Below are 25,478 nucleotides of genomic sequence, written 5' to 3'. Positions count from 1 at the left end.
GTTTTTAGTCTATTTATCAGAACAATACCAGCCTTGTTAACGTAATAATTATCGATCAACAGAAATTGTACTACTTGTGGGGCGTGGCCTCATAACGCCCCAGTACCCTAGCATTCCATTTTGCCAGCTCTCCACACAAATAAAACGGCCAGCCACTATCACCAGCGGATGTTAGCTGGCGGACTTGAGAGATTTTTTAACTCGTTTGAGTGCCATCTGCCGCTTGAGCGGTGACAGGTAATCAATGAACAAGTTGCCATCCAGATGATCAATTTCATGCTGCATGACAATGGCCAAAAAATCGCTGCTCTCAATCGTAATCGAATTGCCTTTTCGATCCAGTGCAGATACCACCACCGAGCTGTAACGCTCGACATCCGCGTAGTAATCCGGCACGGAGAGACATCCCTCTTGTCCAAGTACCTTTTCAGTACCGCTTATCACTTGTGGATTAATCAAAACCAGCGGCTGATCCCTGCTCTCGGACAAGTCGATAATAACGACGGCCTCTTTACGCCCGACTTGAGTCGCGGCCAAACCAATCCCGTTTTCCGTCGCATACAGGGTCGCCAGCATGTCATCGATCAGCCCCTGTACGGCAGCGATATCCTCAACCCGCTCGGCCTTGAGCCTCAATTTGGGGTCGGGAGCCGTCAAAATATTCAAAATTGCCATCACAACTCTCCATTAACCACTTTATTCAATCCGAGGTCACAGCCCAACGGCCGAGACATGGAGACAAACGCCTGATCCTCTTCTACCACCTGGTAGCCAAGGCGTTGATAAAACCGTATCGCCCTATGGTTGTCTGTGAAGCTGGACAAGGTGACCCGGCATTTCCCCTCACGCTCAGCCTCCTGATGAAGCCGTTCCATCACGGCTGCGCCAAGCTGCCGCCCCTGGCACTGAGGGAAAATGATCAGCAGATGAACATGCTGGGCATCCTCATATGGCTTGCTACATAACAGACCAATGCGTTCTCCCCCATGCAGGATCCACGAAAACCATTGCGGCAGATAGGAACTGGCTAGCCGTTCGCGTTGAAATTGGTCATCCCAGCCAAAGAGCGACTCAACATAGGGGAAAATCCCCTGTTTCACGACAATAAAGACCTGTTCAAATTCATTTTGCGACACATCAATCAGCTCAATATCCATCTCTTTCCCTGCACAAGCCATATTGAATACGCTGTTAGCGTACAACCACCCTATTACGATTTTTCCAAAAGGCTGCAGATTCTGAAGCATCACGAGCGGTCACAACACCTCAACCTTTACCTTGATAACACCTTCGCGAATATTGGCGATGGAGCCGAAGGCGGATTTGGAGAGATCGATAATGCGCCCGCTTTTAAAGGCACCGCGGTCATTGACCTTGACCACTACGCTCTTGCCATTGGCGAGGTTGGTCACCCGCACCATGGAGCCAAAGGGCAATTCCATATGGGCGGCGCTATTGAGGTTGTTGCGATAGAGCTCGCCGCTGGCGGTCTTTTTACCGTGATAGCGGTCGGCATAATAGCTGGCATAACCGGTCTCGCTGTAGCCGCGCCAGCTGCCGCCGTGGCTCTCGTCATAACGGCTGCTACAGGCGGCCAGCAGCAGGCAGACAAGCAACAGCCCCCCTTTGCAGGCCGATTGCACCACTCCCTCTCTCCCGATGCCGCGCATCTACTTCTCCTCGCTCACCTTGCCGGATAGATAGCCGGCGGAACATAACGCATCGCAGTAACGGGGAGATTCTCCCCATACCGGCAAGCCACCGCAATCTAGGCGGCCCCTTGCCATCATGGCGCCCAGCCCGGTGCCAGTGCAGTGGCCACCGCGATTGTTGCAATAAACACAGGATTTAAATCACCACTGTTGCACCCAAGAGACAATCAAGGGGCAACTTCTCTGCTCTCGTTTGCCAACAAGAGCACGCAAACACCCTCCGATCTGCGTCCGAAACGCAGCACAACAAGAGGGATACTTAACCAGAACCGGGCAAGCCCGTTCATCCGCAGCCTTACCCCATCAGGGGCAGCGCCGCTACTTTGCCATATTTTCCCAATAAAAAGGGAGGCGAATGCCTCCCTTTTCTCTTGCTATTTGCCCATCAGAGTCAGGCGATCAGCTTGTCATCGGCAAAGCCGAAGCCGCGCAGGCCCACCACATGCACATGCTCGTGCTTGCCCTGCACCTTACGGATGAGCTTGTAGGTGGTGCCCTTCTCGGGGCTGATGTTCTCGGGCGCCGCGATAAGCAGCTGCATATCCTGCCGCTCGCACAGCTCGAACAGGGTGGCGATGGATTTGCCATCCAGACGGGCCGCTTCGTCGAGGAACAGCAGACGGCAGGGGGCGATATCCTTGCCACGCAGACGGCGGGACTCCTCCTCCCAACTGATCAGCACCATCAGCAGGATGGCCTGACCGGTACCGATCGCCTCACCGGTGGAGAGCGCGCCGCTCTCGGCCCGCAGCCAGCCATCGGCCCCACGCTGCACCTCGATCTCCAGCTCCAGATAGTTGCGATAGTCGAGCAGCACGTCGCCCATCACCTGATAGCTGCGATCCCCCTGCTCGATCTGCGGATTCAGGCGCTGGAACAGCTTGGCCATCGCCTCGGAGAAGCTGAGCTCCTTGTCGGCGAACAGATCGTTGTGCATGGCGGTTTGGTCGGCCAGCGCCGTCAGCAACCGAGTATGGGCCTCGCGGATATTGACGTTGAGGCGTACCCCGCGCACCAGACCAAAGGCAATGTTCTGCAAGCCCTGGTTGAGCACCCGAATGCGGTTCTGCTCGCGGCGGATGATGTTGGTGATCTTGGCCGCCACCTCGTGGGAAGAGAGCGACAGGTGGTTTTCCCGCTGCTTGAGCTCATCGGCCAGACGGGCCAGCTCGATCTCCATCTCCTCGATCGCTTCCACCGGATCATCGGAGCGGATGATGTCGTTGCGGATGCGATCTTTGAGGTAACGGTAGACCTGCACGTAGAAGGCGACCTTCTGCTCGGTGCTGCGGTTACCCTCCGACAGGCGCAGCGCATCGCGCAGGGCCTCGTCGTGGGCCACAGCCACGCGCAGGGCGCCGAGGGCCTTGTCCGACATGGAGCGCAGCTCGTCGCTGTCGAGATAAGCCAGCTCGCGCTTGTTGAGGCGCTTCTCGACGTCGGTCTCCCGCGCCAAACGCACCACCCGCGACCAGCTCGCCTTGTGGCCTACCAGAGATTTACGGGCGCTGAAGTAATCCTTGCCTTCGAGCGTGAGACGACCACCGAGGGATTCGATCTCGCGCTTGGTCACCTGCAGCTGGGCCTCGGCGCTGGTGCGACGGGAACGGGTGCGGATCAGCAGCTCTTCAATCTCTTTCTTGTGGGCGCGGGACTTCTCTTCCATATCGTCAGAGAGGGTCAGCCCCATGGCCGCCAGCTCCTGCTCGAACTCGGTCAGGGTCTGGCGCTTGGCCGAGGCGCTGGAATCAAGGGCGGTGCGCAGTTGCAACGCCTCGGTGTGACGCTGGGCAATCTGCTTGTGCTGCTCGCCGGCGGTGCGGGCCGCCAGCTCGGCCGCCTTGAGCTTCTCTTTGAGTCGCTCGCTCATCTCGGAGGCCTTGCCAAGCAGGTCTTGCGCATCCTGATAGGCAAAGTGCGGCAGACGGGCCACCAGCTGATCGAGGGCGTAGCAACGGCGCTTCTGCTCGGCCAGCAAGTCGCTCAGCTCATCGTAGGCCGCCTGCAGGGCGGCCAGATCCTGCGGATCCTGACGCAGCACCTGCACCACTGTCTCGAGCGTCTCCAGCGCCTTGCCGTGCTTGGCGATAAAGACTTCGGCCAGTTTCAGCGCTTCCACATCGGCGTGGGCCGCCTCGAGGCGGGCCGCCAGCTCTGTCTCGGCAAACAGGTGGGCAAAGGGCAGCATCCCCTGCACCAGCTGGATATGGCGGGCCAGCTGGGCGGTGGCGGCTTTGGCCTCGGCCAGCTGCTTGTCACACTCGGCGATGGCACCCTGCAATCCCCGCAGTTCGGCCTGTTTGGCCTGCACTTCGGCTTCGGGGTCGGGGCGGAAGGCGATATCCAGATGCTGGCCGATAAAGTCGCGAAAATGTCCGTAGAGACGGTGGTACTTCTGCTGCTCGAAGGCGGCCTTGGCGTAACCCTCGATGAGCCCTTCGCGCTCAAGATCGAGCTGCTCAATGCGTTTTTCACGGGCGGCGCGGCCAAACAGCGGCAGCTCGGGATAGCGGGAGAAGCGCACCTGACGCTTGCTGGTGCGCACCAGCACGGCGTCTCCCAGCTCGTCGGCTTCCACCAGGTCTTCGTCAAAGGAGTCGGGGTTGCCCTGAATGAGGTAGATATCCTCCGGGCAATCTTCCAGCTTTTTCAGTCGCTCGATGGCGCCCTCGAGGTCGAGCACCACCAGGGCGCTGCGAGCCGGGCCATAGAGCGCGGAGTAGTAAGGGGCATCGTCGATGGAGATGTCGTCATAGACATCGGAGAGCAGCACGCCCCCCACCTGCTCGGCGATGCGAGCAAGGCGCGGATCCGCCTCACCGGCACCCAGCTGCAGGTTGCGAATTTGCAGCTCCAGCGCCTGTTTCTGCGCCGCGATGCGGTTGCTCTCCTGCTCGAACTCGCGCTCCTTGTCGAGCACACTCTGCATGCCGGCAGAGAGCGCCTCGGCGGTAGCCAGCGGCAATCCGCTCTGCTCGCGCAGCTGCTCGAGCTTTTCAAAGGATTTGAGCCAACGGGGTGCCAGCTTGGTCAGCTCCGCAATATCGCGTCCGAGCTGGACACCTTGATGCTCGAGGCTGGCGCGGCGCTGGTTCACCTCCGCCTGCTGCTCACTCAGCTCTTCCTGACGGGTGCGCTGGGCTTCGAGGAAGATCTCCAGCTCGTCTTGACTGGCGATCAGCTGGCCAGAGGCCTGCTGCAATTCGTCGCGTAATTTGAACAGCGCCTGCTGGCTGTCGCTCTCTTTCTCGAGGCGAGCCAGCGCGGCGCGCAGCCCCTGCCCCTGGGCAATGCGGGCCTTGTCTTCGATGTGACGCTTGAGCAGCGCCTGCGCTGTGGGCCAAGCGGCCTCGCGCACTGTCTCGGGGGCGATGCTCAAAAGCAGCGCCAACGCCGCTTCGTGCTCGGCCACTGCCGCCTTGGCCAGCGCCAGTTGCTGCTCGGCGCCCAACACCCGGCTGGTGAGGCTCTGCTCGGCGGCGCGGAACTGGTGCAGGGTGTCGCTCGCCTGTTCGGCTGTCAGCCCCGGCAGCTCGCACTGCTCGCGGGCAGTCTCCAGCGCCTGCACCGCCTGACGGTACTGGATGGCGCGGGTCTGCTGAATATCAAGCGCCTGCTGATAGTCGGCCAGCTGGGTCTTGAGGCTGTCTACTTCGGCCTGCGCCAGCTCCTTGCGCTCTTCCACCTCCAGCAGCTGACTGTGGATCTCCTCGACGATCGCTTGTTGTTGCTCCAGCTTGTCGACCAGCTCCGCCAGATCGGCGCGGTACATCTCGATCTTCTTTTGCAGCGCCACCGCAGCCAACACTTTTGCCAAGTGATCGGCGGCAGACTCAGCCTCGGCAGTCAGCAATTTCTCGCGGTTGGTGAGCTGCTCCACCTCGTCGGCCAGATAGATGGCGCGCTGGCGCTCTTCGGCCAAGATGCGGCGTTTCTCCGCCAGCTCCTGACGCGCCTTGAGGGCCAGCTCGGAGAGACGGCTCTTTTCGGCAGCGTTGCGCACATAGTCCGCCGCCACATAATGGGTGGTCTCGGTGATCAGGTTCTTGAACAGATCCCGCTGACCTTGGGTCTCTTTAATGGCTTCCAGGGTGCGGCGGTTTTCATAGATGGCCGCCTCCATGTCCTGAAACGCCTTGCGCACCCCGGAGTTCTCCGGCAGCAGGTATTCACGCAGGGAACGGCTGATGGACGAGGAGATACCGCCGTAGAGAGAGGCTTCGATCAGGCGATAGAACTTGCCGCGATCCTTCTGATCGCGCAACTTCTTCGGGGTAATACCGAACTCGAACATGAAGTTGTGGTAGTCGGTCACCGTATTGAACTTGGCGACCTTCATGGCCCCCAGCTCGGCGGCCGCCCCTTTCAGATCGGTAAAGGCGCGCACCCGGCCCTTGCCGTCCTCTAGTTTTTCCAACAGCAGATCGGTGGGTAGCAGCTGCTCCGGCACATCCACCAGCGCGAACGGGGTGATGTTGACCTTGTTGTCGCGGTTGGCCACTTGCTCGAGGTGGACGCCGACCCAGATCCGCTGTTCGCGGCTGTTCATCACTTCCAGCAGCGAATAGCAATGGCCGCGCTGCAGCTTGCCGTAAAGCCCCTTGTCACGGGAGGCACTGCTGGAGCCCGCTTCCGTGGTGTTACGGAAATGGAGCAGCGACTGATCGGGAATGAGCGCCGCAATAAAGGCCGCCATGGTGGTGGACTTGCCCGCGCCGTTGCCGCCAGAGAGAGTGGTGACCAGCTGGTCAAGATCGAAGGTGCGGGCGAAGAAGCCGTTCCAGTTGACCATGGTCAGGGATTTGAATTTACCTCTCACGCAGCACTCTCCATAAAAGCAAAATTGGGCGCCATCAAACCAATCATCTCCATCAGGGCCTGACTTTTAACGCTGCAGGTCATCTTCCACCTCCAGTTCAAGCTGTTCTTCATCAAGATCCGCTTCGATATCGTCAAACAGCGAATCGCTGCTCGGCATCTCGTCGTCGTGGAAGATGGCTTCACCTTCCTGGATCATCCGCAGCTGCACGGCGCGCGGATCTTCGTCGGAGCGCACGTCGGCGGCAAAGCGGAACACAGATTCGTTGACCCGGAATTTGTCGCTGTTGCCAAGGGCGGTGATCATGCCAAGGCGACGCAGGCGGCGCATGGAGGTACGGATCTTCTCCAAGAGTTTCTTCTTGTCGAGATCGGTACCGCCGGAGCGGCTGTTGACCATCCGCAGCAGCTGCTTCTCGTCAGCCAGGCTCAACACCTCTTCTTGCAGCTCACCCATGGTGAACACCCCTTCCGAGGCCAAGCGATCCGGGCTCAGGTAGAGGTAGCAGAGCACCTTACCCACCAGCATATCGAGCTCAGACAAAACCGTGGTGCCGATGTCGGCGCTGGGGCGCGGACGCAGGTAGAAGAAGCCTTCCGGCGCCTTGATCAGTTCAACCTGATAACGGCCGTAGAAGATCTCCAGCTCGTTGTGGTACTCCACCAGTGCCGAATGGGGTTCGAAATCGTCGGCAGTGATGTGACGGCCGGAGCGCAAGGCGGTGTCGATGCGCGGAAACAAGGGGTTGGCAATCGCCTCTGCGAGTCGCAGCGGCAAGGGAAACTCAGTATTGATCAATGACATAGGCCTGAACCTTGGATCCAGCTTGGTTAATGGGTTTCCATGCGGGTTGGCGGTGCAGATCGCGCTCGCCGCTGGCATGGCCCAGGCGCACAGCCTGGTCGATCAGAAGGCGCGCCACATCGAAATGGGCGTGAGCCGGGTAGTCCAGCAGGTATTCCCGCAGCACATCGGCCAAATCCAGCTGCTGGCCCTGCTCGGGATAGCGGGCCAGATAACGCTCGATGCGCTCCGCCAGCTCCTGGTTGATATCCACCATCTCCATGTACTCCATCTCGAGGGGCACCTCGCCGGTCACCTCCTCGTCGTGGATAGCGATGGTTTCATCCCGCAGCTCCAGCAGACGGGGCTCCTCGGCAATGCGCAGCAGCCAGTTATGCTGCTCGAAATTGCGGATGGAATCGCGCAGCCGCTGGCTGAAGGCACGGTTCTTGTCCATGTCGATGGCGTTGCGGATAAATTTGTGGACGTGGCGGTCATAGCGGGACCAGAGCTCGATGCACTGCTGGCCCCAGCTGGTGATGACATCAAGCCGCCCCTGCAAGGCGTGAGTCAACTCCTCGACGTGGAACAGATCGTCACGCCCCTGAGCTGCCTCCTGAATGTTGAGCAGCCCCGCCTGCAGGCGGTGACCGGCGGCGTCTAGGGTGTCTTGCAGCTCGCGCAGGGTCTGTCCGGTCTCATGCAGCAGTTTTTCGCAGCTGTGAATGGCATCGACCCAGTTCTGGGTCAGCAAGGCCGCGATCTCGCTCTTGACCTGATTCTGCTGCTCATCCATGGCGCGCTGGGTCAGATCGATACGCCCCAGGGTCTCTTCCAGCGAGAAGGTGAGCCGTGGCAGCACCTCTGCATCCCACTGTTCGCGGGTGTTGGTCTCAAGCGCCGCCTTGCGGGCAGTGTCGAGTTCGGCCGCCAAGTGCTCGAGCAAAATGGAGAGCTTGATGGAGTCGACCGGACGCTGGTCGAGAAAGAAGTCAACGATGCCGACCCCAAGGCGCGACAGGCGATAGAGGCTCTCCCCCGCCACCATGTCGGTGTTGAAGCGCGACAGCATCTGCTGGCGAATAAGGTCGTTGATGGCATTGTTGGCGCGACCGGTGAGGGTCTCGTCCATCTGGCCAAAAGCGTTGCTGACGTAGCCAAAGGCATCGTGCAGCGCCGCTTCCGACAAGTCCGATTCATCTTCGGACAGTGTCTTGATTGCAATCAGAAAGGCCAGCCGGTCGGTAGGCAGGCTCAGCGCCAACCCCTCCTGCCTGACCCACCCTACTATCTCCGGCAAAGAACGCTCGGGCAGGGTACGGGATGTACTCATCATGACGTTGTCATCTCGTTGTTGTAATTGAGCGCACAAACTTGCGCGCGGCTACATCCGGTAGCATCAAAAAAATCACGTTATTCAGGGCTTCAGCTGGCGGGTTGCACCGCCATCGGCTGGTCGGTTTTTGTGCCATCACATGGATACATGGACCCAGATACGGCAAAAAAACACCGACGAGGTTATCTCCTCAGCAGCCCACTCGTCGACCTATCAACTGGCGGGTTTCTGCGCCATCACATGGATATAGCGCCCCAGTCCGACAAACGGCTCCTGACGGCAATATTGCTGCTCCATGGCCAGCAGATCGTCGAATTTCTCGCTCTGATCCTGCCGGTTGCGCATATAGTCGTGGATCACCCGCACCCCGGTCTTGCCGATGATCTTGAGCCCCCCTCGCCCGATCCAGTCATAGACCTGCTCCGGCAACTGGGGATTGGTGGGGGTCAACGGAAGTTGACGCTTCTTGCGCAGGCCGAGCCGCACATAGTCAAAATTGCCCACCACCAGACTCTGAAACAGCAAGCCATGGCGGTTGTAAAAAAGCAGCGACAGTATGCCCCCTGCCTTGACGAAAGGGAACAGACCTAGCAGGGTCTGGCGCGGCTCGGCGAGCCACTCCAGCACCGCATGGCAGAGCACCAGATCAAAGGTGCCGGTCACATGGGCCTTGAGATCCTGAATGGGGCAATGGATGAGACGAATTCTGTCTTGCAGCCCCTTTTCGGCGATCTGGCTGCGAGCCAGCTCAAGCATGTCGGCAGAGAGATCGCACAGCTCCACCTGATGGCCCATGGCCGCCAGCTTCTGGGCAAAATAGCCAAAACCGCCCCCCGCATCGAGGATGCGCAACGGTCGATTGCCAAGGCGGGCCAGGCAGGCTTCGATGTCACTCCAGACGATGGTGGTGCGAATGCGCCCCTTGGTGGAGTCATAAATGTTACGGGCGAACTTGTCGGTGCGGCCGTCAAAACTTTGATCTTGCTTCAAAAACACTCAACTTTAGCCGCTGCATTGGGCATGACGAAAAAGAAGGGTATTCTGTCACATCCCGAATTTGCTGAAAACTCAAGGAAGTGTGACTCGTGTTTGAGCTCAACCTGTTTGTGGTCAAAAAATGGCTAGGCCAACTGCTGATGCCACTCCCCTTCTCTCTCTCCCTGCTGCTGCTCGCCCTGCTGCTGCTCTGGTTCACCCGTTTCCAAAAAACCGGCAAGCTGCTGGCCACCTTGTCACTGCTGATTGTCACCGTGATGGGGATGCGACCGGTGAGCTACGAACTGGCCAGAGGGCTGGAGCAGACCTTCCCACCGTTCGAGGTGAGCCAGCATCCCAAGATCGAGGCGATCGTGGTGCTTGGCAACGGCCATGTCAGCGATCCGGCGGTGCCCGAGCGCTCCTGGCAGAATAATATCGCCCTGGCCCGCACCCTCGAAGGGGTGCGCCTCGCCCTGGCCTATCCCGACGCGGAGCTAATCTTTTCGGGTTATGTATCAGGGGATATCCTCTCCAACGCCGAGGTCAACGCCCGGATGGCGATGAGCCTCGGCATCCCCCGCGCCCGAATGACGTTGTTTGAAAACAACAAAGACACCCATGACGAAGCGGTCAGCATCAGTGTCCATCTCAAGGGTAAAGAGGTGGCACTGGTGAGTTCGGCCACTCACCTGCCCCGCGCCATGGCACTTTATCAGAGCCAGGGACTCAATGCCGTGCCAGCCCCCACCGACTACACCGCCAAGCAGAGCCAGGTAGCACAGCCGCTCTACAGCTATTTACCCAAAGGGCGTTATCTGATGTATTCCGAGGCTGCCATCCACGAATGGATTGGAGTATGGTGGGCCCGCTTGCGGGGGCAGGTTAACGAATGAGCGATCAAGCGTTTCATTTCTGATTTGGATCAGGAAAGCGAAAAAAAATTACGTCATTTGCCGCCGGGTCAGCTATCTTGGGCTCGGTTCAATTCATATAATGTCGCGCAATCAAATGCCTAGGAGATATACAAGATGAGACAGCACCTGGTAATGGGTAACTGGAAACTGAACGGCACCAAAGCTTCTGTTGAAGCTCTGATCAAAGGACTGACCCCGGCTGCTGCCGCTCATCCTTCTGTGCAAGTCGCCGTCTGCCCGCCGGTTATCTTTTTGGGTCTGGTTGAGCAGCTGACCGCTGACAGCAAAATTGCTTACGGTGCCCAGAACGCTGACCTTCACGAGTCTGGCGCCTTCACCGGCGAAAACGCCCCCTCCATGCTGAAAGCGTTCGGTTGCACCTACTCCCTGGTCGGCCACAGCGAGCGTCGTACCCTGCACGCAGAGACCGACGACGTGGTTGCTGCCAAGTACGAAGCGATCCAAAAAGGTGGCCTGGTGCCAGTTCTGTGCATCGGTGAAACTCTGGAGCAGTTCGAAGCCGGTGTGACCAAGAACGTGGTTGAGACCCAGCTGAAAGCCGTTATCGACCGTTGCGGCATCGCCTCTTTCAGCAACGCCGTTGTTGCATATGAGCCGGTATGGGCCATCGGTACTGGCAAGACTGCCACTCCGGAGATCGCTCAGTCCGTTCACGCGCACATCCGTCAGTATCTGGCCGGTTTTGACGCTGCTATCGCTGCCAAAGTACAGGTTCTGTACGGCGGTTCCGTCACTGGTGCCACTGCTGCCGACCTGTTCGGTCAGCCGGACATCGACGGTGGCCTGGTCGGTGGTGCGTCCCTGAAAGTGGACGACTTCTCCCAGATCATCGCGGGCGCAGCCCAGTAATCCTCGATTACTAATAAGAGAGGGGCACGTCCCCTCTCTATATCGCTTTTCCTATGGTCACCCCGCATTCCATAGGAAAGCCGATATAGTAAAAGTGGCTTGTCTATTTCAACATTCGTATTTGACAACTCAGATCCAGAGGCACTCATGACCAAACAAATCAAACGTATTGGTGTTTTGACCAGTGGTGGCGACGCACCGGGTATGAACGCAGCTATTCGCGCCGTGGTTCGCGCCGGTTTGCATCATGGCCTGGAAGTTTACGGTATTTATGATGGCTACCTCGGCCTGCACCAGGATCGCATCGTCAAGCTGGAGCGCCACAGCGTCTCCGACGTGGTCAACCGTGGTGGTACTTTCCTCGGTTCTGCCCGTTTCCCTGCTTTCAAAGATCCGGCGGTACGTGCCGAAGCTATCCAGAACCTGAAAAAGCATGGCATCGATGCGCTGGTGGTGATTGGCGGTGATGGCTCCTACATGGGTGCCAAGAAGCTGACCGAAGAGGGTTTCCCCTGCATCGGCCTGCCGGGCACCATCGACAACGACATCGCCGGTACCGACTTCACCATCGGCTTTGATACTGCACTGAACGTGGTTGTTGACGCCATCGACCGTCTGCGCGACACCTGCAGCTCCCACCACCGCATCTCAGTGGTCGAGATCATGGGCCGCCACTGTGGCGATCTGGCCATGTCTGCGGCCGTTGCTGGCGGTGCCGAGTACGTGATCGTGCCGGAAGTGGCCTTCGACAAAGAGAAGCTGCTGCAACAGATCAAGGAAGGCGAAGCCAAAGGCAAGCGTCACGCCATCATCACCATCTGTGAACACGTCACCGACGTCAATGTACTGGCCAAGGACATTGAAGCGCTGACCGGTCGTGAAACCCGCGCCACCATTCTGGGCCATATCCAGCGTGGCGGGGCCCCGACTGCGCGCGATCGCATCATGTCCAGCCGTATGGGCGCCTTCGCTGTTGAGCAACTGCTGGCTGGCCAGGGTGGTCGCTGCGTCGGTATTCAGGGTAACGTCATGGTGCATCACGACATCATCGACTGCATCGAGAATCTGAAGCGTCCGTTTAACCAGGAACTCTACGATCTCTCTACCACCCTGTTCTAAGCGACTGCCGTTTAGATAGCTTGGTAATGCAAAAAACCCTCCGCTGGAGGGTTTTTTCTATTTGAAGCAACCAGCCATAGCGCCAGCATGGCTGCTCATCCATCGCCCGGAACGGCTAACGGCCTCTCTGGCAACGTGCCGCCATCATCCTGCTCCTATCGCAACCCTGCGCACGGGAAGCGCGCTCATCCTCCCCTGCATTGTCTCTGCTCTCCCCCTTGCCCTATCAGGGAATATGGGCATGCCGCTGCTGTTACAACACGCACATCCGCCGCAACTATCCCCCTGCATCCAACCCATATCAATGACGACGGGCTCTGGCGGCCCCTCTTGATGGTTGACGATCAAACAGACCTCTCAATGCCCGATAGCTGACTGTCCACCACCCATCGTCCATATGTCAGCGGGATTACCGTGACTTGGCGGCTCAACCAGAGGCATGTCGTGCAAGCAGCCCCCGATATGCGGTCATCATTACCAGTGGTTACTTTTTTTGGCGGGGTTATCTTCGCCAGAAATGGTCAACAGCATGATTGCGACAGTTTTCATCACCCATCCAGCGCCATAATAGCTGTGTTAATTTACCAAAAATTAAGATGGAGCCACATAAACCCCATTCAAAGCAACCTCATCAAAAACATAAAATACTGATTTATAATGCATTTATCCAAACCAGTTGATTAAAAAAACGCCACCAAGCCAAATGGTAGATAAAAACAGCACAAGATGACAAAAACAGACCGTTCGCCTCCTGCGACCACCAAAACACCCATTTAAACAATAATGCACTTGTTTTAAGGGCTGGTTATGGTATCTTGACTGCATCAACCAACAATCTGGGTAGAAGAAAATGAAAGAATTTGTTGTTACTGCCGTCTTTACGGTGTTTTTTACCCTGGTTGCTGTCTCTCTGCCCTCACTGTCACAGTTCTGAGCCGGATAGAGAGACATCAATCCGGAACATTCCTGTCAGGCATGCCTGTTTTATCGCCACTAACTGGCGCTTTTCAACAGCACTGTCGTGATAGCCAACATAGATATGATTTCTGTACGTTGACGCTGCTTCTTTCGCCACAAGGGTGTAACCAGGATGGTTTAACCACACTCTGTTTGGCCTGATGGAGTTGAACCAGCAGCAGATCATATCCGAGGGGAGCCAAGCTCCCCTTTTTGTTGCCTGCCATTCAGCCCCCCCAGCCGCAGCTACAAGTTGACCGTCTCTACACTCGACATTGTTCCCCAGCCAGAGATACCCATTCACTGCAGCGCAAACCGCCAGCAGCACCTTGCTCACGCTTGCCCCCTGATACCTGTCCGGCAGATATAAAAAAGCCCCCACCATCATGGCAGGGGCTCGCGTCACACAGTTTCAGCTCAAAGCTGTTATGCCTTGTTCCAACGCTGTGGGTCATATTCCGGGCTAAAGCGGTCAACAATGACAGCACATGCCGCATCACCGGTGATATTGAGGGAGGTGCGGATCATGTCAAACAGACGATCCAGCGCAAACAGCAGCGGCAGCCCTTCAATGGGGATCCCGGCTGCCAGCAGCACGGCAACCACCAGGAAGCTGGGGCCCGGCACACCGGCCTGACCGATCGCCCCCAGGGTGGAGGTCACTATGATGGCAGCCCAGGCACCGACACTCAGGTCGATGTTGTAAACCTGCGCAAAGAAGATGGCGACCAGACCGTAATAGATGGCGTTGCCGCTCATGTTGATGGTGGCCCCCAGCGGCAGCACGAAGGAGGCGGTCGCGTTGGTCACTTTCAGATCATGCTCGCAGGTCTCCATGTTGACCGGCAGGGTCGCCATGGAAGAAGCGGTGGAGAAGGCCACGATCTGCGGCTTCTTCATGGCAGAGAGGTACTTCATCACCGGCGTATTGGAAAACGCCATCACCAGCAGCGGATAGACCACAAAGCCGAAGATCAGGATGGCAGCCACGTAGACCACGAACAACTTGAGTACCAGCGTCAGCACGTCGAAGCCATAGGTACCGATGGCTTCAGCCATCAGACCAAACACCCCGAGCGGCGCGATGATCATCACCTTGTTGATCATCCAGACGAAGGCATCCACCAGGGTATTGAGCCCATCGACCAGCGGCTTGGCGCGTTCGCGCGGCTGTTTGGCCAGCGCAATGCCGAGGAACATACAGAACACCAGGATCTGCAGGATGTTCGCCTCGTTAAGCGACTGGAACACGTTGGTGGGGATCATGCCAAGCAGGGTGGCAACCGCATCCGGCAACGCCCCTTTATCGGCATAGTCACCGCTAAACATGGCGGAGGCTGAACCAAAATCGACCCCGACACCGGGTTTGAAGATCTGCCCCATCACCAGCGCCAGCAGCACAGCCAGTGCTGACGTGCCGAGGAAGAAGGCCAGGGTGGCAGCGCCGATCTTGCCGGCAGCCGGGCTAGCACCCAGATTGGCTGCGCCAGAGAGGATGGCAACCGCCACCAGCGGGATCACCAGCATCTTGATCAGCTGGATAAACAGGGTACCGAGCGGTGCAAACACAGTGGCTTGTTCACCCATGAAGGCGCCGACTACTGCGCCCAAGACCATGGCCACCACAACCTGGAAGCCGATGTTTTTAATGAGTCCTTTAGTTAACACAATATGTTCCTTTATGTAGCAAAATTCACACTTTCCCAGTGCAATAAACCAAATAGGGGAATGAGCATCGGCTCATTCCCCTATTTGCACGTGTTATCTCACATTTAATAGCTGTTTTAAATCAGCAAGTCGTTAACCTTAACTATTAATAAGTTTGCTAAAAAGTAAAGATTCAACGCGGCCACGGTGATTTTTAGCCCATCCCCCCATGACAACTGGCAAAAGATTGTGCTAGCTTGGCTGCACAAACGTACACACAGGGATGTAAAGATGCTGAAAGTTAACGAATATTTTGACGGAAATGTAAAATCCATCGGTTTCGAACAAAAAGGCGAAAAATCTACCGTTGGGGTGATGAACGCCGGTGACTACCTGTTCAACACCGCCGCCCCCGAGCGGATGACGGTGATCAAGGGCGCACTCACCATTCAGCTGGCTGATGAAGATAAGTGGCACACCTATCACCAGGGTGAATCCTTCCTGGTCGCGGGCCACTCCTCCTTCAAACTGGAAGTGAAAACCCCCACCGCCTATCTGTGCGAATTTCTCGACTGATCCCGCTGGTTGAGGGGGCAAGTCCCCTTCAACCTGGATGAACACGCCGTCACCACTTTATCTGTGCCCATGTCACAGCACTGCATCTCCCCTCTTTCTATCTACGGCAAAAATCCTAGAATAAACAGACATAAACCATCACCGGATTGATGTCATGATCAGCGTATTTGACCTGTTTTCCATTGGCATTGGCCCCTCCTCTTCCCATACCGTCGGTCCTATGCGGGCCTCTTATGCCTTCATCCAACTGCTCCGCCAGCAAGGCCATCTGCCACACACTGCGCGGGTCGAAGTGGAGTGCTACGGCTCGTTGGGCCAGACCGGAAAAGGACATGCGACCGGCAAGGCGATCATTCTGGGACTGGCCGGTTTTGAACCGGAATCGGTCGATATCGATGCTATTCCGGATCTGCTGGCCAAGGTGGATAAAGAACAAAGCCTGCTACTGGCCGGTGAACAGCCGAGCCACTTCCCCCGCAGCGGGGCCATCATCTTCAACCGCCGCAAGACGCTGGCGGCGCACACCAACGGCATGACCCTGCGCGCCTTTGCCGCCGACAACGTCCTGCTGTTTAGCCAGACCTACTACTCCATCGGGGGCGGCTTCATCATTGAAGAGAGCCACTTCGCCACCGCCAAGGAAGAAGCCATCAAAACAGATGCAGAGCACCCGGTCCCCTACCCGTTTGACAGCGGGGCCCAACTGCTCGCCCACTGCCAGGAGAGCGGCCTCTCTATCTCTGGCCTGATCCTGGCTAACGAACGGGTATTTCGCAGTGATGAACAGATAAAAACAGGGCTGCGCAAGATCTGGCAAGCGATGCAAGGCTGCGTCGAGCGGGGCTGCAAGAGCGAAGGGGTGCTGCCGGGCGGCCTCAAAGTGCTACGCCGCGCGCCGGGGTTGTTCCGCCAGCTCAGCTGCGAGACCAACTTCAACAAGGATCCGCTGATGGTGATGGAGTGGGTCGATCTGTTTGCCCTCGCGGTCAATGAAGAGAACGCAGCCGGTGGCCGGGTGGTTACCGCCCCTACCAATGGGGCTGCCGGGATCATTCCTGCGGTACTGCACTACTACGATCGTTTCGTCCACAAGGTGGATGACGAGATGCTGGTACGCTACTTCCTCACCGCAGCCGCCATCGGCATCTTATATAAGAAGAACGCCTCGCTATCGGGGGCGGAAGTGGGCTGTCAGGGTGAGGTCGGGGTCGCCTGCTCCATGGCCGCAGGGGCACTCACTGAGCTGTTTGGCGGCAGTCCGGCCATGGTCGAGAACGCCGCCGAGATCGGCATGGAGCACAATCTTGGCCTCACCTGCGATCCCATCGGCGGGCTGGTACAGGTGCCCTGCATCGAGCGTAACGCCATGGGGGCAGTCAAGGCGATCAATGCCGCCCGCCTCGCCCTGCGCGGCACTGGCGAGCACAAGGTATCGCTGGATAAGGTGATCAAAACCATGTGGGAGACCGGCAACGACATGAAGACCAAATACAAGGAGACCGCCCGCGGTGGCCTGGCAGTTAACATTACTGAATGTTAAAAAACAGAAACTGACTCCATTTGGTTCCTAAATGCCCGGCATCGCCGGGTATTTTTATGGGTAAACGCTTAACAAAATGGATAAGCAACAAAATTAATTTTATAATCCCGCCTCAGATTCAACAAAAATAGATCTATTTCAACTTTTTTTAGGTCTTGAGCCGTTACACTACGGTTATCTGGTTCTGTGACCTGCGCTGACAAGCGCGTCCCATGGATCTTCCAAATTTCTGTGAGTGGGCATGCCGCCCCCTTCTACCCTGAGGTAATTGTGACATGATCAGCGTTTTTGATATCTTCAAAATCGGTGTAGGCCCCTCTTCTTCCCACACAGTTGGCCCGATGAAAGCGGCCAAGCAGTTTGTTGACGAGCTGCGCGCAGGCGGCAAAATCCGCGAGATCACCCGCATCAAAGTGGATGTTTACGGCTCCCTCTCCTGGACCGGTAAAGGCCACCACACCGACACCGCTATCATCATGGGTCTGGCAGGCAACTTGCCGGAAAACGTCGATATCGATGCGATCCCCGAGTTTATCTCTCGCGTCGAGCAGACCGAACGTCTGCCGATCGGTCTGCACTGCCACACCGTCAGCTTTCCGCGCAATGCCATGGTGTTCCATGACGAAGCCCTGCCGCTGCACGAAAATGGCATGAAGCTGACTGCTTTCATTGAAGATGAAGCGGTTTACAGCAAGACCTATTACTCCATCGGCGGTGGTTTCATCGTTGACGAAGAGAACTTTGGCAAAGCAGACAGCGGCGACATGTCGGTCCGCTATCCGTTCAAGAGCGCAGCCGAACTGATTGCCCACAGCAGCCAGACTGGTCTCTCCATCTCCGCCCTGATGCTGGAGAACGAGAAGTGCTTCAATACCCCGGAAGAGATCTACAAGAAGTTCGGCAAGATCTGGAACACCATGCGTGAAGGGATCGAGCGCGGCTGCCGCACCGAAGGTGTACTGGCCGGCCCGCTGCGGGTTCCCCGCCGTGCTGCCCCGCTGTTCCGCCAGCTCAGCACCAACGAGAATCTCTCCAACGATCCGATGAACATCATTGACTGGGTCAACATGTTCGCGCTGGCCGTGAGTGAAGAGAACGCGGCCGGTGGCCGTGTGGTGACTGCACCGACCAACGGTGCTGCCGGCATCATCCCGGCCGTGCTGGCCTACTACGACAAATTTATCCAGCCGGTTGGCCGTGATGAGTACACCCGTTTCTATCTGGCTGCCGGTGCCGTCGGTATTCTCTACAAGATGAATGCCTCCATCTCCGGTGCCGAAGTGGGTTGCCAGGGTGAAGTGGGCGTATCCTGCTCCATGGCCGCCGCGGGTCTGACCGAGCTGATGGGCGGTAGCCCTGAGCACGTCTGTGAAGCCGCCGAGATCGGCATGGAGCATAACTTGGGTCTGACGTGTGATCCGGTTGCCGGTCAGGTACAGGTGCCTTGCATCGAGCGTAACGCCATTGCTGCCATGAAGGCGGTCAACGCCTCCCGCATGGCCCTGCGTCGTACCTCCAAGCCACGTGTATCACTGGACAAGGTGATCGAGACCATGTACATCACCGGCAAGGACATGGACTCCAAGTACCGTGAAACATCCCGTGGTGGTCTGGCCATCAAGGTGATGCAGGTCTCTTGCGAATAAGGGTTCACCCTCTTGTTCAAAGCGGGATCGTCGATGATGGCGGCCAGTTAAGGCGCCATTGACCGATCCCCAACAATGAAAAATCCGAAACCTGTTGCAGGGTTTCGGATTTTTTTATGCCTGTCGAACAGGGTCAGGAAGCTAGCCACAGGCGGCCAGCAGTAGGCAAGCGGGCCGGCGATCACTACAATGGCGCTCTTTTGGATGTAACGAGTAATAGACATGGCGGAACTGACTTATCTGGGTGGCTATCCAGATCCCCTCAAAGCCCAGGTACAACAACTGATCAGTGCAGGCAAGCTGGGAGATATGCTGGCCAAACGCTATCCCGATAGCCATCAGGTCCAGAGTGACAAGGCGCTGCTGGCCTACACCATGGAGCTGAAGAACCGCTACCTCAAGAGTTCGGCGCCGTTATCCAAGGTGGTCTTCGATGGCAAGATCAATGTCATCAAGGATGCCCTCGGCCTGCACACCTATATCAGCCGGATCCAGGGCAACAAGCTCAAGGCCAAGAACGAGATCCGCATTGCCGCCCTGTTCAAAGAGGCACCGCCGCCTTTTCTGAAGATGATCGTGGTACACGAGCTGGCCCACATCAAAGAGAAGGATCACAACAAGAGCTTCTATCAGCTCTGCCAGCACATGGAGCCGGACTATCATCAACTGGAGTTTGATCTCAGACTCTGGCTCACCTGGCGCGATATCGACAAGGCCAGCCGCTAGGCTGACAACCGTTTCAAGGAGGAAACATGTCATTTGCCGCCATCCCCTTTAGCACCACGCTACTTACCCCCAGGCTATTTATTGCCCATATGGGGCGCGCGTCACGCGGGTTACTAGCCCTGCTGCTTCTGCTCGCGGGCCACAGCGCCCGGGCCGATGAGCGCTGGCAGAGCGACAGCTATCTGGTCGAGAGCTTTATGGCCATCGCCATGGAGCGGGAGTATGGCGAAGCCAGGCAGACCCGTTTTGCCCGCTGGCAGCAACCGATCCGGTTGCAGCTCATCAACGAGTCGGGGGACAAGCCGCTGCAAGCGGACGTGGTGAAGGTGCAGGCGGCCCATCTGGCCCGCATCACCGGCCACCCCATCAGCATGGTAACCGCAAAGCCCAATCTGACCCTGATCATGACCGACTACAGCAAGATGAAGAGCTTGGCCAACCGCACCATGGGGAACGACCCGTCGGTCAACATTGCCCTCAAGGAGGGACTCTGCCTTGCCAACTTCGCCACCAATCCGCAGCACGAGATCAGCCGTGCGACCATCATCATTCCGGTGGACTACAGCCGGGCCAAGGGGCGCTTTCTAGACTGCGTGGTAGAGGAGTTCACCCAGGTGATGGGGCTGCCCAACGACTCGGACAAGGTGTTCCCCTCCATCTTCAATGACAACAGCATCGACAGTTTTCTGACCGGCCTCGACTATGTGCTGCTCAAGATGGCCTATCACCCGGCCCTCAAGGCAGGGATGAGCAGTGACGAGATCCGCGCGGTACTGCCCATTGCGCTGGCGGATCTGCGCGCCAAGGGAGAGATCCGCGAAGCCAATCGCCGGGTGCAGCAGCAGAGTTTGAAAAGCTGGGCGGGGCAGTGAATACCTCGCCTGCCGGTGCTATCAGGCAGCAGTGGCTGCCATCTCCCCAGCCACTGGTTCGCAATGAGGTTCGAAGCGCAGCACCCGATGGCAGACCTGGCGCAGCAGCGCCTGTTGGTGGCTAAAAATCAGGATGCCTAGCCCGCGCTGCTCGCACTCGCGCATCAACTCCAGCCAAATATGGCGCTGGATTTGCGGATCCAGCTGGGCGGTCACCTCATCTGCAATAAGCAGACGAGTGCGGGGATCGAGGGCTCGCAGCAGCGCGATACGTGCCAACTCGCCGCCAGATAGCTGACCCGGCTTGCGACCAAGCCACTCGGGCTTGACCATAAAACGGGCCAGCATGGCGTCATCGGGGTGCCACACATCCCACAGCGCCTGCCCTGTGGTGCGATAGGGATTGAAGGTCAGTTCCGGATGCTGGGGCACCAGCTGGATGGGGTTATAACCTTTTACCTGTTCAGGCACCGGCTGCCCATCCAGCCGCATTTCCCCGCTTCCCCGAACCGGTTGCCAACCCGCCAATACTCGCCCCAGCGTGGTTTTGCCATAACCGCTCGGGGCGGAGATGCCGAGCCGTTCGCCCGCTTTCACCGTCAGCGATAGCTCCTGCCAGAGGGGGCGTTCCCCCTGAGCGATAGTGAGATCCCGTACTTCAAACATCAGGAAACCTCCGGCACAGAGAAGAGCGAGTTGAACTCCGGCAGCGCCTGCCAGTGGGCACGCAGCATCTCGCTCCCCTGCCCCTGGCGCAGATGGTGGCAGCTCAAGGTATCGCTCACCTGCCCCTGATGAAGGGCAACAATGCGATCGGCAAAGCGGGCCGCCAGCGCCAGATCATGGGTCACCCAGAGGATGCCGCTGCCCTGATTGGCCAATTCACGCAACTGACTGAGCAGCAGACAGGCCAGCCCCTCATCGAGCCAGGCGGTGATCTCGTCCGCCAGAATGTAGCGGGCGCCGCCAAGTGCCGCGGTACATGCCAGAATACGCTTGGCCATGCCGCCGGAGAGCTGACGCGGGTATCTGTCCAGCGTGGTGGCGGGCAACTGGTATCGCAGCAGTTGCTCGCCAAGCCGCTCGCGGGAACCGTTCTGACCACATAGCTTGGCCGCGCGGCCAAGCTGGCGCTCCACTGTCAGCAATGGATTGAGGGCGCTCACCCCCTGCGGCACATAGCAGAGGGTATGGCCACGCAGACGGGCCCGGCTGGCGTCGCACAGGGGCGTGCCATCGAGGGAGATGGCGCCGCGCATCCGCAGGTTGTCCGGCAGCAGGGTCAGGGCACTTTGCAGCAGCAGGCTCTTGCCCTCACCGCTCCCTCCCACCAGTGCCACTATCTCCCCCGGCGCCAGTTGCAGGCTGATATCGGTCAGTAAAGGCTGCCAGCTGCGTCGCCCCAGCCAGGAGTAGTGGGCCGCCTCTATGGTCACATGGTCAAAACTCAGCATGGTTCACTCCTGTGCCACAGCAGCTGTTGCAGAGCGCGGGTAGCCTGATCAAACAGCAGTACCAGCAGCAGCAACATCAGTCCCGGGAAGAGGGCCAGCCACCAGCCGCCACCGGCCAGATAACGCAGGGCATCGGCCAGCAGCAGGCCAAGAGAGGCCTCGTGGGCCGCCAGCCCAAAGCCGAGAAAGCTCAAGGCCGCGCTGTGCAGCACCGCATGGGGAAACATCAACAAGGTGCCGATAAACCACTGGGGCAACAGCCCCGGCAGCAGGTGGGTACGCCAGCGACGCAGCGCCCCCATCCCCTGACAGCGGGCCAGCACCACATAGTCGCTACAGGCGATCCGCCGCGCTTCTGCGCAGAGAATGAGCGCCAGCTTGGGCCAGTGGGTCAGCGCCACCGCCAGGATCACCCCGCGCATGCCGCCCCCCACGGTAAAGCAGATCAGGATCAGCAGCAGCATATGGGGCAGCGCTAGCATGGCGTCGATCACCATTCGCACCGCTGCATCACATCTAGGGTGAATGAGCGACACACTTGCCGCCACCATGGCCAGCAGGCCACTACAGAGGGCCGTGCTGATGCCGAGCTCCAGACTGGTGAGGGTGCCCTGAAAAGCCCGCAGCCAGAGATCCCGCCCCATCTGATCGGTGCCGAACCAGTGGGCCAGCGAGGGGGGTTGCTGGCGCGCCAGCAGATCCATAGGTACATCCTGATGAGAGAGGGTCCAGCCGTAAGCAGCCAGCAGCGCCAATCCGATCAGGGCAAAACCCAGCCGCAGCATGGAGGGGAACGGATTAAACAGCATGCTCACCCTCCCAGCCCCGGTTGATGCGAGCCAGCAGCAAACTGGCCACCGTATTGCCAATAAAGACCAGCAGGGTGCAGAACAGCACTATGCCCATCAGCAAGGGGATATCTCCCCGCAGCCCCGCATCCACGGTGGCCTGTCCAAGCCCCGGATAGGAGAAGACCTTCTCCGCCAACAGGGATCCGCCAATCAACTCACCGAGGGAGGCAAACTGCAGGCAGAGCGCCGGAGTCAAGGCGTGGCGCAGCACATGAAAGCGCAGCATGGGCCAGCCACCATCCCCCTGGGCGCGGGCGTAGCGGATAAAGTCGCTCTCCAGCACCTCGGCCACCCGCCCTCGGGTATGCAGGGCAATGTTGCCCACCCCGAGCAGCGCCAAGGTGGTCACCGGCAGCAACAGATGGCGCAATCGCATCAACCAGTCCGCCTCATCGGCAGCGAGGCCCGGCGTCCAGGCGCAGCAGACCGGCAGTAGCGGCCAGTGCACCGCAAACAGCGCGAGCAACAGCAGGCCAACCCAGAAGGTAGGGAGGGAGGCGAGCAAGTAAGCAAAGCGGCAAATAAAACGATCGGGCCAGCGGTTGAGATAGCGACCGGCGCATAGTCCCAGCAAAATGCCGAAAAAGCCGGAGAGCAGCCAGGCCCCCGCCAGCAGCAGGAAGGAGGCAGCAAAGCGCTGGCCTATCACCTCACCCACCGGCGCGTTGTAGAGCATGGAGTAACCGAGATCCCCCTGCAGCACCTGGGTAAACCAGTGCCAGTAGCGCAGCCAGAGCGGCTGATCCAGCCCCCAGCGAGCGGCAATGCGGGCGTACTGTTCCGGAGGCACATGGAGCAGATCGTTGCCGATATAGGCCTTAATGGGATCAATGGGGGAGTAACTCAGCAGCACAAAGGTGGCGACCGAGACCAGACACAACAGCCCTGCCAGACGCAGCAGGGCTTTTACCAGAATGTAACCGGAAGAGCTAAAGGGCGAACTTAACGGCACGTCCACCGCCAATCCTGCAGGTTGTTGAGCAAAGACCAGCTACCGTGGATCTCTGGCGCACCCTTGCCAAGGTCGATGCAACTGTTGGCAAGATAAGTGTGCTGCACATTGAGCAGCCAGGCCCAGGCCGCATCCCCCTGCACCCCGGCGCCGCTCTTGCCATCCCACTCCACCTGCTGCCAGAACGGCACTGCCGCCTGCCAGTTCGGGGCATCCAGCGCCTGCTTGAGGTGGCCATCCACCACAGGATTGCTGTAGTAGCCCGGGTTGTAGAACTCAACGCCGCCCGAACCACTCTGGTAGTGGTGATAGAGCTCCATGGGATCCAGACTCCCCCACCCCATCAGCACCGGATTGGCGTGCATCTCCCGCTCTACCTGCTCCCAGCTGCCGGACTTGAGGCTCACCTCAAGACCGATGGGTTTGAGCATGGCGCGCACCGCTTCCGCCAGATCCCGGCGGGTGCTGTCGCCACTGGTGTACCAGAGGGTAAAGGCGGCGCGCAGATCCCCCTTGTGGCGAATGCCGTCACTATCCCTCTTCCAGCCCGCCTCGTCGAGCAGGGAGTTGGCATGGGCGGTATCCCCATCCTTGAAGGCGGTGGCCTTGTTCAGCCAGGGCAACCCTTCCACCGCGCTATAGGCGGGGATGGCGTGCCCTTCCAGCAACTGATCCGCCAGCAGCTTGCGATCGATGGCATAGTTGATGGCGCGGCGCACCGCCACATCCGAGGTCACGTCGTTGCCGATGGGATAACCCTTGGCATCCTTGCCGCCCGCAGGCGGGATCGGGAAGACAATGCCGCGGTTCTCCACGCTCGGCCGCACCCACAGCTTGAGGGAGGCAGGTACGGTGGGCGCCAGCGACGGGGGGATGCGCACCAGATCGAGCTGGCTGCTCTGGGCGGCGGCATAGGCGCTCTCTTCATCGATAAAGACAAACACCAGCCGTTTGAAATCATTGTTGCCGCCGGCGTAATAGGGGTTCGCTTCCACCACCAGTTGCTGACCGGGCAGGAAGCTCACCAGCCGGTAAGGGCCGGCACCGACCGGCTTTTGGGCGTACGCTTTTGCGTCGTAATCCCTCTTCGACACTATCCCCAAGGAGCCCAGCACGTTGACGAAGGTGCTCTGGGGGGCACTTAAGACAATGGCAACCTCGGTAGGCGACACCACCTCGGCCTTCACGAAGTTGCCCATATCGATCTTGCCGCCGCCCTTGGCCGCGCTGTTGTAGGTAAAGGCGACGTCTTCGGCGGTGAGCGGTGCGCCGTTGGAGAATTTCAGATCAGGCTTGAGGGTAATCAGCCACCCCTTGCCGTCCTTGTTCGGGGTCACCGATTGGGTGAGCAGATCCTGCCAGCCGAGATCGGCGTTTTGTTTAAGCAGCGGGCTGTGCAGCAGCAGATAGCTGCCGTGGCTCCAGCCGAGCAGGGGGTCAAACCCTTCGGTGGGTTCAGCGCCGATGGCAAGCTTGAGTTCGGCAGGCACAGGTTGGGCGGCGGCCAGCGCAGTATGAGAGGCGGTGCCCAGCAGCAGAGTCAACAGGGCGGCAGCACTGGGGCCGACGTAATGGCGAAGGCAATTGCGTGGAATCGTCATGGGGATCCTTTTTATGGTTCCACTCACTCTTTATCTCTGAAAGAAGAGGTTGAATGCGTGCAGGTAAATGCGAGTGAGGGGCCAAAGTGGCCCCCTATTCTAAACTTGATTTCGCGTGAAACCTA

The 25,478-nt window shown here is 58.5% G+C and carries 22 protein-coding genes; 8 read left to right on the top strand and 14 right to left on the bottom strand.

Features of this window, described 5'->3' with window-relative positions; genetic code table 11:
- Window positions 1–171: 171 nt before the first annotated feature.
- From def to cmoM, 7 genes are all read right to left on the bottom strand, one after another.
- On the bottom strand, window positions 172–675 hold the full coding sequence (def, locus tag CK911_RS06450) for a peptide deformylase (protein WP_098969378.1): 504 nt from the start codon (window positions 673–675) through the stop codon (window positions 172–174).
- On the bottom strand, window positions 675–1,157 hold the full coding sequence (locus CK911_RS06445) for an N-acetyltransferase (RefSeq protein WP_098972495.1): 483 nt from the start codon (window positions 1,155–1,157) through the stop codon (window positions 675–677). The genes def and CK911_RS06445 overlap by 1 nt, the downstream gene beginning before the upstream one ends.
- Window positions 1,158–1,256: 99 nt before the next feature.
- Window positions 1,257–1,670: a septal ring lytic transglycosylase RlpA family protein gene (locus CK911_RS06440; RefSeq protein ID WP_050490001.1), complete on the bottom strand. Its 414-nt coding sequence runs from the start codon at window positions 1,668–1,670 to the stop codon at window positions 1,257–1,259.
- Window positions 1,671–2,103: 433 nt separating this feature from the next.
- Window positions 2,104–6,531 (bottom strand): chromosome partition protein MukB, encoded by a 4,428-nt coding sequence (mukB, locus tag CK911_RS06435; RefSeq protein WP_098969377.1) that lies wholly within the window; start codon window positions 6,529–6,531, stop codon window positions 2,104–2,106.
- Between the two features lie 66 nt (window positions 6,532–6,597).
- The gene (gene mukE, locus CK911_RS06430) at window positions 6,598–7,335 is read right to left on the bottom strand and encodes a chromosome partition protein MukE (RefSeq protein ID WP_068978542.1); all 738 of its coding nucleotides are present in this window, start codon (window positions 7,333–7,335) and stop codon (window positions 6,598–6,600) included.
- Window positions 7,316–8,650 (bottom strand): chromosome partition protein MukF, encoded by a 1,335-nt coding sequence (mukF, locus tag CK911_RS06425; protein WP_098969376.1) that lies wholly within the window; start codon window positions 8,648–8,650, stop codon window positions 7,316–7,318. The genes mukE and mukF overlap by 20 nt, the downstream gene beginning before the upstream one ends.
- 213 nt (window positions 8,651–8,863) lie before the next feature.
- On the bottom strand, window positions 8,864–9,640 hold the full coding sequence (gene cmoM, locus CK911_RS06420) for a tRNA uridine 5-oxyacetic acid(34) methyltransferase CmoM (protein ID WP_042021857.1): 777 nt from the start codon (window positions 9,638–9,640) through the stop codon (window positions 8,864–8,866).
- Window positions 9,641–9,750: 110 nt separating this feature from the next.
- Here cmoM and elyC point away from each other — a divergent pair, with 110 nt between their 5' ends.
- The 3 genes from elyC (at window position 9,751) to pfkA (ending at window position 12,531) form a co-directional block, all read left to right on the top strand.
- On the top strand, window positions 9,751–10,521 hold the full coding sequence (gene elyC, locus CK911_RS06415; protein WP_098972493.1) for an envelope biogenesis factor ElyC: 771 nt from the start codon (window positions 9,751–9,753) through the stop codon (window positions 10,519–10,521).
- 135 nt (window positions 10,522–10,656) lie between these two features.
- The gene (gene tpiA / locus CK911_RS06410) at window positions 10,657–11,412 is read left to right on the top strand and encodes a triose-phosphate isomerase (RefSeq protein ID WP_042021855.1); all 756 of its coding nucleotides are present in this window, start codon (window positions 10,657–10,659) and stop codon (window positions 11,410–11,412) included.
- Window positions 11,413–11,559: 147 nt separating this feature from the next.
- Window positions 11,560–12,531, top strand: a complete 972-nt coding sequence (gene pfkA, locus CK911_RS06405; protein ID WP_042021853.1) for a 6-phosphofructokinase — start codon at window positions 11,560–11,562, stop codon at window positions 12,529–12,531.
- 922 nt (window positions 12,532–13,453) lie between these two features.
- On the opposite strand, the gene CK911_RS06400 is transcribed toward pfkA, so the two are convergent.
- Together CK911_RS06400 and CK911_RS06395 are read right to left on the bottom strand one after the other, a co-directional pair.
- Window positions 13,454–13,825, bottom strand: coding sequence for a hypothetical protein (locus CK911_RS06400; RefSeq protein ID WP_157774539.1), 372 nt, complete (start codon window positions 13,823–13,825; stop codon window positions 13,454–13,456).
- An 89-nt stretch (window positions 13,826–13,914) separates the two neighbouring features.
- The gene (locus CK911_RS06395) at window positions 13,915–15,156 is read right to left on the bottom strand and encodes a dicarboxylate/amino acid:cation symporter (protein WP_083221041.1); all 1,242 of its coding nucleotides are present in this window, start codon (window positions 15,154–15,156) and stop codon (window positions 13,915–13,917) included.
- Between the two features lie 270 nt (window positions 15,157–15,426).
- Between CK911_RS06395 and CK911_RS06390 the strand changes: the two genes are divergently transcribed.
- The 5 genes from CK911_RS06390 (at window position 15,427) to CK911_RS06365 (ending at window position 20,495) form a co-directional block, all read left to right on the top strand.
- The gene (locus tag CK911_RS06390; RefSeq protein WP_068978539.1) at window positions 15,427–15,711 is read left to right on the top strand and encodes a pyrimidine/purine nucleoside phosphorylase; all 285 of its coding nucleotides are present in this window, start codon (window positions 15,427–15,429) and stop codon (window positions 15,709–15,711) included.
- A gap of 154 nt (window positions 15,712–15,865) precedes the next feature.
- On the top strand, window positions 15,866–17,251 hold the full coding sequence (locus CK911_RS06385; RefSeq protein WP_098969374.1) for an L-serine ammonia-lyase: 1,386 nt from the start codon (window positions 15,866–15,868) through the stop codon (window positions 17,249–17,251).
- Window positions 17,252–17,526: 275 nt separating this feature from the next.
- Entirely contained in the window at window positions 17,527–18,897 is a 1,371-nt protein-coding gene (locus CK911_RS06375; protein WP_042021848.1) for an L-serine ammonia-lyase, read from the top strand.
- A 222-nt stretch (window positions 18,898–19,119) separates the two neighbouring features.
- Entirely contained in the window at window positions 19,120–19,623 is a 504-nt protein-coding gene (locus CK911_RS06370) for a M48 family metallopeptidase (protein ID WP_042021847.1), read from the top strand.
- A gap of 26 nt (window positions 19,624–19,649) precedes the next feature.
- Entirely contained in the window at window positions 19,650–20,495 is an 846-nt protein-coding gene (locus CK911_RS06365) for a DUF2927 domain-containing protein (protein WP_098969373.1), read from the top strand.
- A gap of 21 nt (window positions 20,496–20,516) precedes the next feature.
- Here CK911_RS06365 and CK911_RS06360 read toward each other — a convergent pair whose 3' ends face one another.
- From CK911_RS06360 to CK911_RS06340, 5 genes are read right to left on the bottom strand one after another with little or no spacing between them, the layout of a single operon-like run.
- Window positions 20,517–21,161 carry an ATP-binding cassette domain-containing protein gene (locus CK911_RS06360; RefSeq protein ID WP_098969372.1) on the bottom strand — a complete coding sequence of 215 codons (645 nt, stop codon included), beginning with the start codon at window positions 21,159–21,161 and terminating at the stop codon, window positions 20,517–20,519.
- A complete protein-coding gene (locus CK911_RS06355) occupies window positions 21,161–21,949 on the bottom strand; it encodes an ATP-binding cassette domain-containing protein (protein ID WP_098969371.1) in 789 nt (262 codons plus the stop codon). The genes CK911_RS06360 and CK911_RS06355 overlap by 1 nt, the downstream gene beginning before the upstream one ends.
- Window positions 21,943–22,758 (bottom strand): ABC transporter permease, encoded by an 816-nt coding sequence (locus tag CK911_RS06350; RefSeq protein ID WP_098969370.1) that lies wholly within the window; start codon window positions 22,756–22,758, stop codon window positions 21,943–21,945. The genes CK911_RS06355 and CK911_RS06350 overlap by 7 nt, the downstream gene beginning before the upstream one ends.
- The gene (locus CK911_RS06345) at window positions 22,748–23,758 is read right to left on the bottom strand and encodes an ABC transporter permease (protein WP_098969369.1); all 1,011 of its coding nucleotides are present in this window, start codon (window positions 23,756–23,758) and stop codon (window positions 22,748–22,750) included. The genes CK911_RS06350 and CK911_RS06345 overlap by 11 nt, the downstream gene beginning before the upstream one ends.
- Window positions 23,743–25,353: an ABC transporter substrate-binding protein gene (locus CK911_RS06340; RefSeq protein WP_098969368.1), complete on the bottom strand. Its 1,611-nt coding sequence runs from the start codon at window positions 25,351–25,353 to the stop codon at window positions 23,743–23,745. Before CK911_RS06340 ends, CK911_RS06345 begins: the two co-directional genes overlap by 16 nt.
- Window positions 25,354–25,478 lie beyond the last annotated feature (125 nt).

Origin of the sequence: Aeromonas sp. CU5 (assembly GCF_002586745.1) — a bacterium.
Lineage (GTDB): Bacteria > Pseudomonadota > Gammaproteobacteria > Enterobacterales > Aeromonadaceae > Aeromonas > Aeromonas sobria.
The sequence above is the reverse complement of the archived record's forward strand: the minus strand, read 5'-3'. Positions and strand labels throughout refer to the sequence as shown.